Here is a 16,906-nt window from a genome sequence, read left to right as displayed (position 1 = left end):
CATGGCATCAGCCTCCGGTCACAGGGGGGAAGAAGGCCACTTCATCGCCATCGGCAAGCGCCGTGGTGAGCGGCACCAGGGTCTGGTTGATCGCCACCAGCAACTTGCCGGACTCGAGCGCCAGAGCCCACTTGTCACCGCGCACGCACAGCGCGCTGCGCAGATCTTCGGCGCTGGCATAGTCGCAGGGCAGACTGAGCTCGTCGCAGCCAACCAGCTCACGCACTTGGGCAAAAAACAGTACCTTGATCATGACGGCTCTCTCGCATTCTGTTGTGCACCGCCATCGGCAGCCGGGGCCAGGAAGTGGCCGGACTTGCCGCCTTTCTTCTCCACCAGCCTGACTTGCTCGATCACCATGTCCTTTTGCACCGCCTTGCACATGTCGTAGATGGTGAGCGCCGCCACGGACGCCGCGGTGAGCGCTTCCATCTCCACCCCGGTCTTGCCGGAGAGCTTGCAGAGGGTGCGAATATGGACCCTATTGTGCTCGGACTGGGGTTCTATCTCTACCTCCACCTTGGTGAGAGCCAGAGGATGGCAGAGGGGAATGAGGTCGGCAGTCTTCTTGGCCGCCATGATGCCGGCGATGCGGGCGGTGGCGAACACGTCGCCCTTGTGGTGCTGACCGCCGAGGATCAGGGCCAGGGTCGCGGGGGCCATGGTCACGAAGGCTTCGGCGCGGGCTTCACGTTCTGTGACCTGCTTGTCGGTGACGTCCACCATGTGGGCCTCGCCGCTCTGGTTGAGATGGGTCAAACTCATTGGCTGTTACTCATCACTGATGGCGCGGTATGCCGCCCCGAAAAGGAAAGGATGGCGCGGATCATCTGATCAGCTGGGTCGCGAAGTTGCATGGCCGGGTGCGGACATCGAGCTGATCCCGGATCAGCTTCTCCCACCCCAGTTGGCAGGCCCCCGTGGATCCGGGCAAACAGCAGATAAGGGTGCGGTTGGCGAGCCCGGCCAGGGCGCGGCTCTGCATGGCCGAGCCCTTGATCTCGGCAAACGAGAGCTGACGGAACATCTCGCCAAAGCCCTGCACGGTGCGTTCGAACAGCACACCCACCGCCTCCGGAACCCGGTTTTGCTCATTGAAGCCGGTGCCGCCATTGATCAACACCACCTGCACACTCTCATCAACGATCCACTGGCTGACCTGAGCCCGTACCCGGAACAAGTTGTCGGCGCACAACGCTCTATCCGTCAGCTGATGTCCCGCCTCGGTCAGGGCCGATGCCAGGTAATCCCCCGAGCTGTCGTCGGCGGCGCCTCGGCTGTCAGAGACCGTCAGAACGGCAATGTTGAGGGGGGTGAATTCGCTGATGTCTGCTGCCATTGAACAATTCCTGTAAATCATCGAGCACGAGGCGAAGAGGGGGTAGGATGCTTGCGGTACGCCAGCCAGGGGCGAGGCCAGCCAATTGGATCTGATTGGCAATATCCTTGCTGGGGATGGATTCTACCAAAAGTTGTCGGGGAGTGGGGTGAATAGGCTCATTAATCTGCTCGCAGCGCCCATTCAGGCTCATAGCAACAGGCCGGGCTAACCCGGCCTGTCTTGCGAAGGTACTCCGATCAGAATCCCTTGACCCCTGTCATGTCAGGCAGCTGGTGCGCAATCCCCTTGTGGCAATCGACGCAGGTATTCTCGCCACTGGCCAGGTTGGTGGCGTGCATCTGAGCGGCGCGCCGTCCTTGCAAGGAGAAGTCCATGTACTCGAAGTTGTGACAGTTGCGGCACTCCCTCGAATCCGTGTCTTTCATCCGCTGCCACTCTCGCTCCGCCATCTCACGGCGGTGAGACTCGAATTTCTCGCGGGTATCCACCTTGCCGGTCAACATGCCCCACAGCTCCTTGGAGGCCTGCACCTTGCGAATGATCTTGTAAGTCCACTCGTGGGGGACGTGGCAATCGGGGCAGCTGGCCCGCACCCCGGAACGGTTGGCATAGTGGATGGTGTCGCGATACTCGACGAAGACGTTGTCTTTCATCTCGTGACAGCCGGTGCAGAACTTCTCGGTGTTGGAGGCTTCCATGGCGGTGTTGAAACCGCCCCAGAAGATGACACCGCCGAAGAAGCCCATCATCAGCAGCACCCAGAGCGCCGCCTTGGAGGGCGACTTGAAGGTGGTCCAGATCCGCTGCACAAAACCGGGTAATTTCATCTAATGACTCCTTAGTTCAGCGCATCGACCGGTTTGAAAGTATTGTCCACCAGCGGCTTGGCATCGGTCTGCGGTACATGACACTGCAAGCAGAAGTAGCGGCGCGGCGAGACTTCGCCCAGGGTCAGGCCATCTCGCGACTCGAAATGGGTCGGGCTTATCTTGGGCGCCTTCATGGCGGTGGCATTCTTGAAGCTATGACAGGCCAGGCACTTGTTGACCTTCTTGTCTATCTCATAGTTGCGAATGTCATGGGGGATCAGCGGTGGCTGATGCATGTATTGGCGGGTATAAAGATCGCCATCCTTGCGAAAGTTCTTCATCTGGGCCGCGGGTGCCTCGACGGCAAGATCCGCACTGTTGCGCAGGGACTTGACGCCGCCGCTCTCGGTGGTGGCCTGTGGTGCCTCGGCAGCCATCAGACTCCCCGCCATCAGGCAGGCCAACATTGCTCCAATCAGCTTCTTCATTATTTTTTCTCCGAACATGTTATCCGCAAGGGCCCGCGCCGGGCAGGCCCCTGGGTAGCAAACGAGCGTCGCCCGGCGGCCGGGCGCTCATCAATGCCTGTTGCCTCAGGCCTTGGCGACCTTGACCGCACACTTCTTGTAATCCGTCTCTTTGGAGAGCGGATCCGTGGCATCCAGGGTCAACTTGTTGACCAGCTGGCTCGCATCGAAGAAGGGCATGAACACCAGGCCTCTGGGCGGCTTGTTGCGGCCACGGGTCTCGACCCGGGTCTTCACCTCGCCCCGGCGGGAGGAGACGATCACCTCCTCACCACGGCGCACGCCGCGAGCCTTGGCATCTTCCGGGTGCATGAACAGCACCGCATCCGGGAAGGCGCGGTAGAGCTCGGGCACCCGACGGGTCATGGTGCCGGTGTGCCAGTGCTCCAGCACGCGGCCGGTAGAGAGCCAGAGATCGAACTCCTGGTCCGGGGACTCGGCGGCCGCCTCATAAGGCAGCGCGAAAATGACCGCACGGCCATCGGGTTTGCCGTAGAAGTTCACCCCCTCCCCCGCCTTCACATAAGGGTCGAACCCTTCGCGATAGCGCCACAGGGTCTCCTTGCCATCGACCACGGGCCAGCGCAGGCCGCGCTCTTCGTGGTAACGATCGAAGGGTGCCAGGTCATGACCATGACCGCGACCGAAGGAGGCGTACTCCTCAAACAGGCCTTTTTGCACATAGAAGCCAAAGTGCTCGGCCTCGTCGTTGAGCTCGCCTTTGCTCTGCGCTTTGGGGAACTGATCGATCTGACCGTTGCGATAGAGCACCTCATAGAGGGTCTTGCCTTTCACTTCCGGCATCTTGGCGATAAGTTCCGCCGGCCACACCTCTTCCACGGTGAAGCGCTTGGCAAACTCCATCAGCTGCCACAAGTCGGACTTGGCCCCTTCCGGCGCCTTGACCTGCTGGTGCCAGAACTGGGTGCGGCGCTCGGCGTTACCATAGGCGCCCTCTTTCTCCACCCACATGGCGGTGGGCAAGATGAGATCGGCCGCCTGGGCGGTCACGGTCGGGTACGGGTCGGAGACCACGATGAAGTTGGCCGGGTTGCGATAACCGGGCAGCCCCTCCTCGTTCATGTTCGGGCCGGCCTGCATGTTGTTGTTGCACATCACCCAGTAGGCATTGAGCTTGCCATCCTTGAGCATGCGGCTCTGCAGCACGGCGTGATAACCCACCTTGTCCGGGATGGTGCCTTCCGGCAGTTTCCAGATCTTCTCGGCGATGGCGCGGTGCTTGGGGTCAGTGACCACCATGTCGGCGGGCAGGCGATGGGCGAAGGTGCCCACTTCCCGGGCGGTGCCACAGGCGGAAGGCTGGCCGGTCAGGGAGAAGGGACCGCTGCCCGGGGTGGAGATCTTGCCGGTCAGCAGGTGGATGTTGTAGCAGAGGTTGTTGGCCCAGACGCCGCGGGTGTGCTGGTTGAAGCCCATGGTCCAGTAGGAGACCACTTTCTTGCTTGGGTCGGCATAGATCTGCGCCAATTTTTCCAGCTTCTCTTTGGGCACACCGGAGAGCTTGGCCACCGAGTCCACATCGTAATCGGCCACGAACTTGGCGAAGTCGTCGAAACTCATCGGGGTGGAGTCGCCGCTGTCCGGGTTCTTGGCTTTCTGCTGGGTCGGGTGAGTCGGACGCAGGCCGTAGCCGATGTCGGTGACCCCCTTGCGGAACTGGGTGTGCTTGTTGACGAACTCCCAGTTCACCTTGTCGTTCTGGATGATGTAGTTGGCGATGTAGTTGAGGATCGCCAGGTCGGTCTGGGGCGTGAACACCATGCCGTTGTCGGCCAGCTCGAAGCTGCGATGCTCGAAGGTGGAGAGCACATGCACCTGCACCTCTTGATGGGAGAGGCGGCGATCCGAGATCCGTGACCAGAGGATGGGGTGCATCTCGGCCATGTTGGAGCCCCACAACACGAAGGCGTCCGCCTGTTCGATGTCATCGTAACAGCCCATGGGTTCGTCCATGCCGAAGGTACGCATGAAGCCGACTACGGCCGAGGCCATGCAGTGACGGGCGTTGGGATCCAGGTTATTGGAGCGGAAACCCGCCTTCATCAGCTTGGAGGCGGCGTAGCCTTCCCAGACGGTCCACTGGCCGGAGCCGAACATGCCAACCGCGGTCGGGCCCTTCTCTTTGAGGGTGGCCTTGAACTTCTCGGCCATGATGTCGAACGCCTGATCCCAGCTGATGGGGGCGAAGTCGCCATTCTTGTCGAACTTGCCATTGGTCATGCGCAGCAGAGGCTGGGTCAGGCGATCCTCGCCATACATGATTTTCGACAGGAAATAGCCCTTGATGCAGTTCAGACCGCGGTTGACCGGGGCCTCCGGATCGCCCTGGGTCGCCACCACGCGCCCGGCCTGGGAACCCACCAGTACGGAGCAGCCGGTACCGCAGAAGCGGCAGGGTGCCTTGTCCCATTTGATGGCAGTCTTGTCAGTACTGGTGATCAGGTTGGCCGCCAGGGCGGGAGCACTGACACCGGCCACGGCCGCCGCGGCTGCGACCGCGTTGGCCTTCATAAAGTCGCGTCGACTCAGCTTCATGACATTTCCTCACATTGCTTATCGTTATTATCGAACTGATGGTAGATGAGACCGGCGCAGAGCACCCCCGGCATCCCGTTGATAGCCTCTATGGCCATCATGATGAGCCACGCTGACTCAGCGCCATGGCGTGTTATTCCTTGCATTGGACATCGCGCTCATCGAACTGGTGGTAGATGAGACCGGCAGACAGCACCCCCGGCATCCCGTTGATGGCATCGATGGCCGCCATGATGGGGCGCTGACTCGGCCCCTCCAGGGTGACAACCAACTTGCCCTCCTCACTGACCACATGCACTTCGGCCCCTTCGAGGGCACCAATCTGCTCGGCAAGCCGATGGCGCAAGGGGGGCTGTGTCAATACCACCAGGCTGGATACGTGGTATTCCTGCTCAAGCTGGACATCGGCTGGCTGCGGTTTCATTCATGCTCCTTCGCGGCCGGGCTGGCCACCTTGATACTGTCAACCGGGCAATCTGCGACACAGGCGCCACACCCGGTGCACAGGGCGGCATCCACGCTTGGGGTTGGCACCCGACCGAGTATGGGGATAAAGCGGATTGCCCTCGTCTCGCAGCTATCCTGGCAGCGCTGGCAATAGACCTGGCCGTTGGCCAGGCAGCTTTCGGCTATGTGGGCGATATAGTCCCAGGGGGATTGTTCAGTCGGGCGAAACAGCGGCTCGCTGCAAGCGCTCGCACAGTCGCCACAGAAGCTGCACTCACCCCGGCTGAAGTCGAGTTCAGGAAAGCCGCCATCCCCTTTGATGATGATCTGTTCGGGGCAGGCGGTGAGGCAATCACCACAGCGGCTGCAATCGGCGACAAACGCGGGCCAGGGCAGTGACCAGGGCAACTGGGCAGCAGGTGTCACAGCCTTGAAACGGCCGCGCAGCAGGTGCCGGCGTGACAGCTTGACCCCATCGGACATATCCACTCCTTGTGAACCCCGAAAAACCTGGCCTGAACAGGCGAAATAAGAATGGCATCTGTAATACCTATTCTAATAGTGGGCCTATTTTGCGGACTCAACAAGTTAAGGGATATACCACCAGGGGGATAAACAGGGGGGATTATTGCGCTGGATCAATCCCTTGGCGCAAAAAATCGTAGGGGATATCCGTCAAGATACCCCCTAATAGGCAAACCGGCAGGAAGGAGAGGCTTGTTTGAGGCTTACCCGCCTATCGAAGCGAGATTAGGGGTCATGCCCGCATTCCCTTCGTGAAGGTGATGGGTCGCGGCCTTGCCGAGCAGGGCGACCCGAATGCGCTGGATCAGCTCATCCTGTTGCTGGTCGGCACTCAGCAGATCCCTGAGCTCGACGCCACTCTCTCCAAACAGGCACAGATGCAGCTTGCCGACGGAAGAGACCCGCAGCCGGTTGCAACCGGCGCAGAAATCCTTGCTGTAAGGCATGATGAGGCCAATGCTGCCGCGCGAGCCCGAGTGCTGGAACACTTGCGCCGGGCCATCATCCACCCCTCGCAACTGCTGCAGCCAGCCCTGCTCAAGCAAGTGCGCCTTGATGGTCTCGCCGCTGACGTGACGATCGCGAAACAGCGTGTCCATCTCCCCCGTCTGCATCAACTCGATGAAGCGCAGCTCGATGGGCTTGTCCCGGATCCAGGCCAAGAACTCGGCAAGCTGGCCATCATTGAGCCCCCTGAGCAGCACGGCATTGACTTTGACCGAGGGAAAACCGGCATTGAGTGCCGCCTCTATCCCATCCATGATCTCGGCCAGCTTGTTTTCACCGGTGATCTGGTGGAACTGGCGCGGGTCCAGGCTGTCGACACTGACATTGAGCGCGGTCAGCCCGGCGGCTCGCCACTCGGCGGCCCGCTCCTTGAGTCGATAACCATTGGTGGTCATGGCTATCTTGTCGATGCCAGGAGTCGCCGCCACCGTCTCGATGATCTCGGTGAAATCACGGCGCAGGGAGGGTTCACCACCGGTCAGGCGCACCTTGCGGGTGCCCATGGCAGCAAAACCGGACACTACCCGGCGGATCTCATCGACAGAGAGGAAGGACTTGCGCCCCTCGGGGCGATAACCGTCCGGCAGGCAATAGGTACAACGAAAATTGCACACATCGGTGACCGACAGGCGCAAATAGTAAAAACGACGGGAAAAACCATCTTCAAGTGGCAACATAAACACCTTTCCAAATACGGGAGGCCAGGGCATTTCTTTCCTGACCCTTACAGCGCGCATGTCGGCTGTCGGCAATCTTCCCCTTATCCAAAGACTTAGGCGAAAATGCTCGGAGTTCATCTAGTTTTTCGATGCTAGCACAAGTTGGAGTACACTCCCACGCAACTTATGGGGTATTTCAGCGGCGCAGAGGCTACATGGGGCAATGGTTCAGGGTTCATTCGGTCAGTAGCGCCATCGGCCGCTCCATGATGCTGATCCTGTTTATGGCGAGCCTGATCGCCCTGGTGGCCATGGTCACCCTCTTCTACTCGGTGCCCGATGCCAAGGCCATCAATCTGTCCGGATCCTTGCGGATGCAGGCCTATCGCATGGCCTATGAGATTGGTCAGGGGCAGCCTGCCCTCAAGCGGCTGGATCAATTCGAGCAGACGCTCAATGCCAAGGAGCTGCAAGAGACCCAGCGCTGGATAACCCCGGCGGCCCTGCGCCTTACCTATGGCGAAGTGCTGCGCCAATGGCAGTTGATGCGCAGCCACATAGAGCAGGCGACCCCCCAGCGCTACATAGACAACACGGAGCAGTTCGTCGCCGCCATCGATGACTTCGTCAACCAGATGCAGTACCACGTCGAATTCAAGGTGCGCATGCTGGCGCTGGCCGAGGGGCTGGGGCTCATCTCCATCATCACCATCGCCTGGTTCACGGTGCGCTTCACTCGCCAGCAGGTGGTGGCCCCCCTCAACCAGCTGGTCTATTGCGCCCGCCAGGTCCAGCGGCGTGAATTTGACCTCACCCTGCCCCCCCACTGCGACAACGAGCTGGGGGAGCTGTCCGACGCCTTTGGCACCATGGCCACCGAACTGGGCAAGCTCTATCGGGACTTGGAGAGCAAGGTCGAAGAGAAGACCGCCAAGCTGCAGCAGGCCAATGATACCCTCTCCTTCCTCTACACCACGGCCCAGAAGCTGCACGCCGCCCCCTTAAGCGGCCACACCCTGCAAAAGCTGCTCGACCGGGCCGCCGCTCATCAGCAGATAGCGCACATACGGCTGACCCGTTTCGAACACAATGCCATGCCGGTCTACCTCACCGGGCGCAGTGGCTGGCCTGGGGAACTCGAGGCGGTGGTGAGCTTCTATTTGCAGATGGATGACAGGGAGTTTGGCCGCCTCGACATCATCAGCCCCCACCCCATCGACGAGCGGCTGATGAAGAACTTTTCCATGCTGCTGGCCCAGGTCCTGCACAAGGATCAGACGCTCTTGCAGCAACAGCGCTTGTTGTTGATGGAGGAGCGGGCCGTCATCGCCCGCGAGTTGCACGACTCCCTGGCCCAGGCCCTCTCTTACTTGAAAATCCAATCCACCCTGCTCAAACGCGCCTTCAACAAGGGGGACAGCAGCAAGACCCAGGCGGCCATGGAGCAGATAGACGAGGGGCTCAGTAATGCTTACACCCAGCTGCGCGAGCTGCTGGGCACCTTCAGACTCAGCATCGGAGATGCCAATCTGGGGGAGGCAATCCACATCATGATAGAGCAGCTCAAGCCCCAGACTCAGGCCCAGATCCGGCTCCATTACGGTCTGTCCGATACGGATCTGGAAGCGGGCCAGCACATTCACATACTGCAACTCATCCGTGAGGCCGTCCTCAACGCCATCAAACATGCCAGTGCGCAACTGATTGATGTTAGCTGTGAGACCCTTGCCGATGGTAACATTCAGGTGCAAATCACCGATGACGGTGTCGGTATCGGCCATGCCCGTTCAGCCATCAACCACTATGGCCTCAGCATCATGGACGAGCGGGCCAGCAAGCTGCATGGGGTCCTGGCGATCAGCGAGATCCACCCCAAGGGCACCCGAGTGCACCTGACCTTTCCCACCAGCCTAACAAGAGATGCCTGATGGACGAGATAAAATACACAGTTCTGGTGGTCGATGATCACCCCCTGATGCGCAAGGGGATAGTGCAACTCCTGGCGTTGGAAGAGAACCTAGAAGTATGCGGCGAAGCATCCAACGGCAGTGACGCCATCGCCATGGCCAAGGCGGCCGAACCCGATCTGATCCTGCTCGACCTGAATATGAAAGGTCTCTCCGGTCTGGATACCCTCAAGGCACTGCGCGCCGAGGAGATCACCTCCCGGGTGGTGATCCTGACCGTGTCCGATGCCCGCCAGGACGTGGTCGCCCTGCTCAAGGCAGGCGCCGACGGCTACCTGCTCAAGGACACTGAGCCCGACACCCTCTTGGCCCAGCTCGGCGACGTGATGACGGGACAGCAGATCCTGAGCGAGCCGCTGCGCCCTTATCTGGAGAACATCTACGAGCTGGATCATCTGCAGCAGAAACTCGAGAGCCTGACGCGTCGCGAAATGCAAATCCTGCGCGAAATTGCAAAGGGTCTCTCCAACAAGCAGGTAGCCTCGGTGCTCCATATCTCGGAGGGGACCGTCAAGGTACACGTCAAGAGCCTGCTCAAGAAGCTCGAGGCCCAGAGCCGGGTCGAGGCCGCTGTCATGTATCTGGAACAGCGCCACTGAGTACAATGAAGCCACCCCAGGGTGGCTTTTTTCATGGTCTGGCACGGTCGCTGCATTACTCCCTCCAAGCATGAATCAACGGAGGAAGGAACATGAATAACACCACGCTGGCACTGTTCCCCTTACCGTCCCACATACTGCCGGGCGGCAAGCTGCCACTGCGACTGTTTGAGCCGCGCCACCTGCAGATGCTCAAGGAGTCTTTCGAACAGGACAAGGGCTTTGGCATCGTCATGGAGGAGTCCACCCCCTCGGGCTCCGCCGGGCGCATCCTGCCGGTAGGTACCCGGGTCAGAGTCACCGACTTCTATACCCTCAATGACGGTCTGCTCGGCGTCACCGTGCTCGGTCTGGATCGCTTCTGCATTCACAGCATGACGACGGATGAGCTGGGAGTGCGCCGTGCCGAGGTAGAGTCGCTGCCCAACTGGCCCAGCATCCACTCCGACTTCAGCGACGATCTGCTGGCCAACCGGCTGCGGGAAGTGTTCGATCAGTACCCCGAACTCGATGAGCTCTATCCCGACAAACAGTTCGAGGATGCCACCTGGCTGTGTCAGCGCTGGTTGGAAATACTGCCCATGCCCATCTACGAGAAGCAAATGCTGATTGCCAAGCAGAACAGTGAAGCGGCCCGCCAATTCCTGCGTCGGCTGATTGCCCGCTAACCTAGAGGGTTCCGAGCCCAGGCGCCGCCAAGGTGGAAATAGAAGAGCCTCGCGAGGCTCCCCCCTTGGCATCAGGCTGACCAGATAGTACAAGCAGATAGACCGCAGAGGAGCAGGGCAAGGGCTCCTGCTTGAGTGCACAGCCCCTTGCCAGAAATTTGCAAAATGCGAAAAATCTCAATATGAGATGTCAATATTCGCAATTTGCAAAAAAATGTATTCATTAGACACCAGATTTGCACCACATCGGCCTGAATTAGCGGGTCGGTGAAGATTTAAAAAGTTGGCACGTATCTTTCATATAGCTCTATACAACCCGATTTATCCCGTGCTCTCTTCAGTATTTGCTGAAGAACTGGTCAACTACCTAGTTGACCATTTTTTTTGCCTGCACTTTTTTGCCTGCACTTTCGCACGAAAAAGCTCGAATGGATCTCAGTGTGCCGTCACAGCCTGTCCCACGCTCCCATGGCAGTCTGCCCCCTCCCTGTGACAGGGCCATGACACTCAGCAGTGACGCGTCAGGCACTCGCGCAGCCGCGCCAGACTGATGGGTTTGGCCAGGAAGTCCGTCATGCCAGCGGCCAGGCAGCGCGCCCGGTCTTCGGCCATGGCATTGGCGGTCAGCGCCACTATCGGCATCTGATAACCCAGCTCGCGCAGCAACCTGGTCGCCTCCAACCCGTCCATCTGCGGCATGCGCATATCCATCAAGATGAGATCCGGCGCCTGCTCCGTCACCTGGGCAATAGCCTCAAGACCATTGCCCGCGAGACGGACCCGGCTCACCAGTTTCTGCAGCATGAGCGAGACCACGAGCTGATTGACCGGGCTGTCTTCCACCACCAGCACCTCCAGAGGCCGCAGCATCATTGTCTGCTGACTGGGGCGCGTCTCACTCTCGCAGGGCACGCTGAGCCCGGGCAGACTGAACCAGAAGCGACTCCCCTCCCCCAGCCGGCTCTCCAGGCAGAGCTCGCCCCCCATCAGGGCGACCAGTCGCTTGCTGATGCTCAAACCCAGCCCTGTCCCCGCGCAGTGGCGAGTGGCCGAGCTGTCGACCTGGGTAAAGGGTTCAAACAGGCGTCCCTGATCCCCTTCGCTGATGCCGATACCACTGTCTTGCACCTCGATGCGCAGCCGCACGCCGTCCCAGCCCATCCTGAGCACCACCCAGCCCCGCTCGGTGAACTTGACCGCATTGCCAAGCAGGTTGTTGACTATCTGGGACACCCGGACCGGATCCCCGAACAGAACCTCGGGCACGGCCTCCTCCAGCTCGCATCGCAAGCTGAGCCCCTTGCTCCTCACCATGGCCTGCAGCGGCTCCATGATCGACTGGCAGAGGTGCCGGGGGGAGAAACGCTCGCAGTACAGCTCCAGGCTGTGGGCCTCAATCTTGGAAAAATCGAGCACGTCATCGATGATGGTCTGCAGCAGCCGCGCCGAGTGCGCCGCATGACCCAACAGCGATTGCTGGGCTGGCGCCAGGGCCTCGTGCTGCAATAGATCCAGCATGCCCATCACGGCATTCATGGGGGAGCGGATCTCGTGGGTCATCATGGCCAGGAACTGGGACTTGGCACGATTGGCGGCCTCGGCCTGATCCCGGGCCTGGGCCAGTTGCTGCTCTCGACGGATCTGGGGGCCAATATCGCGGGCCGTGCCGCTATAGCCGCTGAATCCCCCTTGCGGATCGAAACCGGGCTCGGCGCTCACCTCCATCCAGCGCACGACTTCGCCGGTGTTGATGCGCACCCGCTCCGCCCGAATGGCCTGACGCCCCTCCACCAGATGCCGAAACTTGTCCCAAGGCTCTCCCTCCCGCTCGTGGGCAACCTCATAGAGGCTGCGCCCCGTCTCCATGGTCATGACCCCGCCCTGATAGCCGGGAGCCGAGACATAGCGGAGCCTGTGGTCGGCATCCGTCTCCCAGAACCAGTCCGAGGCCATGGCGGCGAAGCGACGAAAACGGCGCTCGCTCACCTGCAGCTCCCGGGTTTTGAGCGCCACCTGCTGCTGCAACCGGGCCCGGTAAGCAATGTTGACCAGCGCTTGGGAAATGAGTGGGCGACAGCGCGCCAGCGCCGCCTTGCTTTGCAGATCCAGCCCCCCTCGAACCGAGTGCCGACACAGCAAGATACCGACAAAGCCCGGGGCGTGCAGGCCGGTCAGCATCAGGCTGGCCCAGCCAGCCTTGCCAGCCATGGCCGCAAACTCGGGCAGTTGGCCCGGGTCATAGATGACCAGGGTCTCCCCCGCCAGGGCGCGAGCGAACAAGGTAGAATGGCGCCAGGTGTGACCACACTCCCCGGGCTCGGTGCTCAGATGGGTGACGCCCGATCCTTGCTCCCAGGCCAGTACGTCCGCCTGCTCGAAACCGATAAAGGGCTGCAGGCTGCGGATCAGGCTGTCGAGCACCTGATCCAGCGTGCGGGCCTCGGCCAGGGTACCCAGGCCGGCCAGCAGGGTCTGCGACTCCTGACGATACTGCTCCTCCCGCGCCCGACAGTGCACCAGCTCCAGCAAGGTCGCCTGCAGCTTGTCGTTCAGGGCTTCCAACTCCTTGCTGTCGGGGTTCGGAACAGGGGTCATGCGGGTTCTCCCAGCAGTATCACGGCGGAGACCATCAGGTTGCCGTGCGCCAGCTCGCCATAAGGCAAGCGCCCCTGCTCGCCGAAGGTAAAGGGGGTAATAAAGGGGATGGCGCCGAGTTGGGTCTCGAACAGGCTGCCAAATTCGTGGATCCGCTCCCCGAGCGCCAGCCGGCAACCGGCGCAGAAGATGAGCAGGGCGCCGAAGGGGCGCATCTCGCGGCAGCGGCCATAGGCGGGCTCGATGCGACCCGCCGCCAGACTGCGGGCGAGGAGCCCCTCTTCACTGCCATACATGAGCGTCAATCGCTCCCCTAGCTCGATATCGGTAAAGAGCCGCAGCCCACCACGGGCCGTCACCGCCTCCGGGTGGGAGAGCTTGTAGTAGGGCACCCCATCCAGGGTGCCCCGCTGACGCGCCAGCGGCGCCAAGGTGCTCTCCTTGAGGATGGGGCCGACCGGCAGGGTATTCACTCCTCGCCACCGGGCATAGACCTGGGCCGCTGGCTCACCATCCAAGGTCAATACCTCACGCCCCTCCCTGGCCGTCACCACCCCATGATGGGCGGTGGCGAGGTAGCCGGAGTGAAACTGGAACGCCAGCTCGCAGTCCGGATAGAGCAGTGCCAGCACGACCCCCTGCTTGCCCTCCCCTGCTTGCCAGCAGACTTGCCAGTCGCCACTCACCCTGTCGTCGGCGGCAGATCCCCCCACCACTGGCACCTGGCTGCCAAATTCGGCCTCAATGGCCCCCAATACGGCCTCCTCCTGACCTGGACTGGCATGGAGCAATATCATGGCCGGCAGTTCGCCCGGACGTGCCGCCTGGGCCATGGCGCCATGCAGCAGGCTTTTCATGTCAATCTGGTCACCGAGCGCCCCGGCCACCCCATAGCTGCACCCGATGAGGCGCGTGTTGGGATAACGGCTAGTCAGCTGAGCACGCAAGATGGCGGCATCATGGGCCTGGGTGAAATAGACAAGCAGCAAGGCCGGCTCCCCCTGCAGGGTCGCCAGGCGTTCGCACACCTCGCGACAAGCAAGCATCGAGCTGGTTGCAAGGGAGTGAGCCGTCAGAAAGTCCACCTGCTATCTCCTGTTAAATCTCATTGAACGATGACGCCTGGGAGCATCCGGGAAACAGGCCCGCTTTTGCATCGCCCCTGTCATCGCAATCGGGGCCAAGAAAATCAGGTGCAGCGATCAAGCAAAAGTCATACCCTTTGCGAAAAATTCCGCTGTTGCCGAAAAATCGGATCAGGGGCAAACAACAACATGGGGCCCATGACTACACTGGGCCATCATGAGTCAGCACGGGGATCTCTATGTGGCAGAAAAATATCAATGACTTCCAGCATGTCGTTGCCATTGGCGGTGGCCACGGCCTGGGTCGGGTGCTCTCCTCCCTCTCTTTCCTCGGCGAGCGCCTGACGGGCATAGTGACCACCACGGATGATGGCGGCTCCACCGGGCGGCTCCGTCAGGGTCAGGAGTGCATCGCCTGGGGCGATCTGCGCAACTGCCTCAACCAACTGGTCACCGAGCCCAGTATCGGCAGCATGCTCTTCGAGTATCGCTTTGCCGGCCGGGGCGAGCTGGCCGGTCACAACCTTGGCAACCTGATGTTGCTGGCGCTGGACAATTTGTCGGTGCGCCCTCTCGATGCCATTCGTCTCATCAGCAACATGCTGAAAATTGAGAGCAAACTGTTGCCCATGTCGGAGTTTCCCACCGATCTCAGCGCCCGCTCCGCCTGTGGCAACCAGATCCTCGGTGAGGTATCCATCGACAAACTGGACAGCCCGCCCCTTTCACTCACTCTGAGCCCCAAGGTGGCGGCGACCCGGGAGGCGGTATGCGCCATCGCCGAGGCTGACATGATAGTGCTGGGACCAGGCAGCTTTCTCACCTCCATCATGCCCCCCCTGCTGCTGGAAGAGATTGCCCAGGCCATAGGTCAGAGCCGCGCAAAATTGGTCTTTATCACCAATCTGGTGGCGGAGAAGGGGCCGGCTGGCCAGATGGATCTGCTGACCCAGTGGCGCTGGCTCGAACAGCACATTGGCACGGGGCGGGTCGATGCCATCATAGGTCCGCAGGGCCAATACCCGGCCGAGCTGGATGGCTTGCTGATGACGGCCTCTCTGGGTGAGGAGGGCCTGCCCCATCGTCACGACAGGGCCAGGCTCAAGGCGGCGCTGGACAGGGCAATTCACTGGCGCAAGCGTCACTGACCCCGGCGCCTGGGATTCAGGATGATGGCTGGCAGTAATGGTTCAACTGGGTGAATACCTGGGGCAAAGACTGCTGCAACTGGCCGATGAGCAGGCCGCTCTCGGCACTATCCTGACGCTGACAGGCCAGCTCCAGGGCCACCACCTGCTGCTGGCTGAGCCGGGCACCATAACTGGCGCAGGACGATTTGAGGCTGTGGGCCAGTCGCCCCAGCGCCCGCCACTCTTCCTGCTCATAAAGGGGCGGCAATTGGGCAAGCTGCTCGCCCACCTCCTCGATAAAGACCCCGATCACCACGGGCATCATCTCTTCGCCAATGTCTTCGGCCAACTGGGCCAAAACCGCCTGATCCAACAGTGTCATCTTGCCTCCTGCAATATGGTATCCAAATAGAACATAGATCAATGGCGGCGAACAGGGGGAGTCAAATCATCCCCAAGCATCCTGGCCTGGGGATGGAAAAACTGTGATCTGGCTCCATTATCGTGAAGTGGCCCGCCCCATGTCATCGCAATGGCTTGCAACAAAATTAACATTAAGACAACAATGTGGACCATGAGAATGAGCAGGGCTCAATATCACCTCATCCCTTTTTGCCTGTATGGCTGCTGCGAAGAACCAGGGTAGATTTCTACCCTGGTATTTTTTTAGACCGGGTTGTCGATATCGACAAAGATCACCTCAACGCCATGCTCGGTGGCCAACCACTCCCCCAGTGCCTTGACGCCATATCGCTCGGTCGCATGATGGCCTGCGGCGAAAAAGTGCATGCCCATCTCCCGAGCCGTGTGTATGGTCTGCTCCGACGCCTCCCCCGAGATGAACGCATCTATGCCCTGCTCCGCGGCGAGGTTGATATAACTCTGTCCCCCGCCGGTACACCAGGCCACGGTTTCGATGAGGGCAGGTCCGCTCTCGCCGCAGTGCAGCACAGCGCGGCCCAGCCGTTCGCCAATCCGTGCGGCCAACGCCTCACCGCTCAGGGGGTCGTCAAACTTGCCGACCATGGCCACGCTTTTCTTGTCCCAGGGCTCCAGACCACGACGCACCCGGATGCCGAGCAGCTTGGCCAGCTGGGCATTGTTGCCAAGCTCCGGATGGACATCCAGTGGCAGGTGATAGGCGAACAGATTGATGTCATGGGTGAGCAGCGTCTTGAGGCGACGCTGCTTCATGCCGGTGACAACCTCGGCCTCCCCCTTCCAGAAGTAGCCATGGTGTACCAGTATGGCGTCGGCTCCCTCGGCCACGGCGGCGTCGAGCAACCCCTGGCTGGCGGTGACCCCTGTGACTATCTTGCGGATCTCGTCGCGCCCCTCGACTTGCAGACCATTGGGACAGTAATCCTTGATGGCATGGGGTTCGAGCAGCTGATTGAGTATGTTGGTGAGTTTCTGGCGGCGGATCATAGGCCCCTCTGTGCCCGGATGGGCGAGCTGACAAAGGGCCATGATAATCGAGCCCGCCGACC

At 60.8% G+C, this 16,906-nt stretch carries 17 protein-coding genes and 1 riboswitch; of the genes, 4 read left to right on the top strand and 13 right to left on the bottom strand.

The annotated features are described in order from the left end of the window. Positions 1-7 precede the first annotated feature (7 nt). The 9 genes from moaD to moaA all read right to left on the bottom strand — a co-directional run bounded on the left by moaD (position 8) and on the right by moaA (position 7,390). Entirely contained in the window at positions 8-253 is a 246-nt protein-coding gene (moaD, locus tag BN1130_RS16770) for a molybdopterin synthase sulfur carrier subunit (protein ID WP_042043369.1), read from the bottom strand. Continuing rightward, positions 250-765, bottom strand: a complete 516-nt coding sequence (gene moaC, locus BN1130_RS16765; protein ID WP_042043368.1) for a cyclic pyranopterin monophosphate synthase MoaC — start codon at positions 763-765, stop codon at positions 250-252. Before moaC ends, moaD begins: the two co-directional genes overlap by 4 nt. Positions 766-826: 61 nt before the next feature. Then, positions 827-1,339 (bottom strand): molybdenum cofactor biosynthesis protein B, encoded by a 513-nt coding sequence (gene moaB, locus BN1130_RS16760; protein WP_042043367.1) that lies wholly within the window; start codon positions 1,337-1,339, stop codon positions 827-829. 239 nt (positions 1,340-1,578) lie between these two features. Then, positions 1,579-2,169, bottom strand: coding sequence for a cytochrome c3 family protein (locus tag BN1130_RS16755; protein WP_042043366.1), 591 nt, complete (start codon positions 2,167-2,169; stop codon positions 1,579-1,581). Between the two features lie 11 nt (positions 2,170-2,180). Then, positions 2,181-2,639 (bottom strand): nitrate reductase cytochrome c-type subunit, encoded by a 459-nt coding sequence (locus BN1130_RS16750; RefSeq protein WP_042043363.1) that lies wholly within the window; start codon positions 2,637-2,639, stop codon positions 2,181-2,183. A 105-nt stretch (positions 2,640-2,744) separates the two neighbouring features. After that, complete coding sequence (napA, locus tag BN1130_RS16745; RefSeq protein ID WP_042043361.1) at positions 2,745-5,234, bottom strand: nitrate reductase catalytic subunit NapA; 2,490 nt, start codon at positions 5,232-5,234, stop codon at positions 2,745-2,747. 133 nt (positions 5,235-5,367) lie between these two features. Next, positions 5,368-5,658, bottom strand: coding sequence for a chaperone NapD (locus tag BN1130_RS16735; protein WP_042043360.1), 291 nt, complete (start codon positions 5,656-5,658; stop codon positions 5,368-5,370). After that, positions 5,655-6,164, bottom strand: a complete 510-nt coding sequence (napF, locus tag BN1130_RS16730; RefSeq protein WP_042043359.1) for a ferredoxin-type protein NapF — start codon at positions 6,162-6,164, stop codon at positions 5,655-5,657. Before napF ends, BN1130_RS16735 begins: the two co-directional genes overlap by 4 nt. A gap of 245 nt (positions 6,165-6,409) precedes the next feature. Beyond that, positions 6,410-7,390: a GTP 3',8-cyclase MoaA gene (moaA, locus tag BN1130_RS16725; RefSeq protein ID WP_042043581.1), complete on the bottom strand. Its 981-nt coding sequence runs from the start codon at positions 7,388-7,390 to the stop codon at positions 6,410-6,412. Continuing rightward, positions 7,378-7,517, bottom strand: a riboswitch (molybdenum cofactor riboswitch). Its footprint overlaps the gene before it by 13 nt. 70 nt (positions 7,518-7,587) lie before the next feature. Here moaA and narQ point away from each other — a divergent pair. From narQ to BN1130_RS16710, 3 genes are all read left to right on the top strand, one after another. Beyond that, complete coding sequence (narQ, locus tag BN1130_RS16720) at positions 7,588-9,300, top strand: nitrate/nitrite two-component system sensor histidine kinase NarQ (RefSeq protein WP_042043358.1); 1,713 nt, start codon at positions 7,588-7,590, stop codon at positions 9,298-9,300. Next, a complete protein-coding gene (gene narL, locus BN1130_RS16715; RefSeq protein ID WP_042043357.1) occupies positions 9,300-9,938 on the top strand; it encodes a two-component system response regulator NarL in 639 nt (212 codons plus the stop codon). Before narQ ends, narL begins: the two co-directional genes overlap by 1 nt. A 92-nt stretch (positions 9,939-10,030) precedes the next feature. Beyond that, complete coding sequence (locus BN1130_RS16710) at positions 10,031-10,606, top strand: LON peptidase substrate-binding domain-containing protein (protein WP_042043356.1); 576 nt, start codon at positions 10,031-10,033, stop codon at positions 10,604-10,606. A gap of 507 nt (positions 10,607-11,113) precedes the next feature. Here the strand turns inward: BN1130_RS16710 and BN1130_RS16705 are convergent. Both BN1130_RS16705 and BN1130_RS16700 read right to left on the bottom strand, forming a co-directional pair. After that, complete coding sequence (locus tag BN1130_RS16705; protein ID WP_042043355.1) at positions 11,114-13,201, bottom strand: PAS domain-containing sensor histidine kinase; 2,088 nt, start codon at positions 13,199-13,201, stop codon at positions 11,114-11,116. After that, entirely contained in the window at positions 13,198-14,247 is a 1,050-nt protein-coding gene (locus BN1130_RS16700; protein WP_042043580.1) for an FIST signal transduction protein, read from the bottom strand. The genes BN1130_RS16705 and BN1130_RS16700 overlap by 4 nt, the downstream gene beginning before the upstream one ends. Positions 14,248-14,525: 278 nt before the next feature. Between BN1130_RS16700 and BN1130_RS16695 the strand changes: the two genes are divergently transcribed. Continuing rightward, positions 14,526-15,434, top strand: a complete 909-nt coding sequence (locus BN1130_RS16695; RefSeq protein WP_042043354.1) for a gluconeogenesis factor YvcK family protein — start codon at positions 14,526-14,528, stop codon at positions 15,432-15,434. Between the two features lie 16 nt (positions 15,435-15,450). Here BN1130_RS16695 and BN1130_RS16690 read toward each other — a convergent pair whose 3' ends face one another. Then, the gene (locus BN1130_RS16690; RefSeq protein WP_042043351.1) at positions 15,451-15,798 is read right to left on the bottom strand and encodes an Hpt domain-containing protein; all 348 of its coding nucleotides are present in this window, start codon (positions 15,796-15,798) and stop codon (positions 15,451-15,453) included. A 284-nt stretch (positions 15,799-16,082) separates the two neighbouring features. Beyond that, complete coding sequence (locus BN1130_RS16685; protein ID WP_042043349.1) at positions 16,083-16,844, bottom strand: Nif3-like dinuclear metal center hexameric protein; 762 nt, start codon at positions 16,842-16,844, stop codon at positions 16,083-16,085. Positions 16,845-16,906 lie beyond the last annotated feature (62 nt).

Source organism: Aeromonas rivuli (genome assembly GCF_000820045.1).
GTDB classification, from domain to species: domain Bacteria; phylum Pseudomonadota; class Gammaproteobacteria; order Enterobacterales; family Aeromonadaceae; genus Aeromonas; species Aeromonas rivuli.
This window is presented reverse-complemented; position numbering and strand designations above follow the sequence as displayed.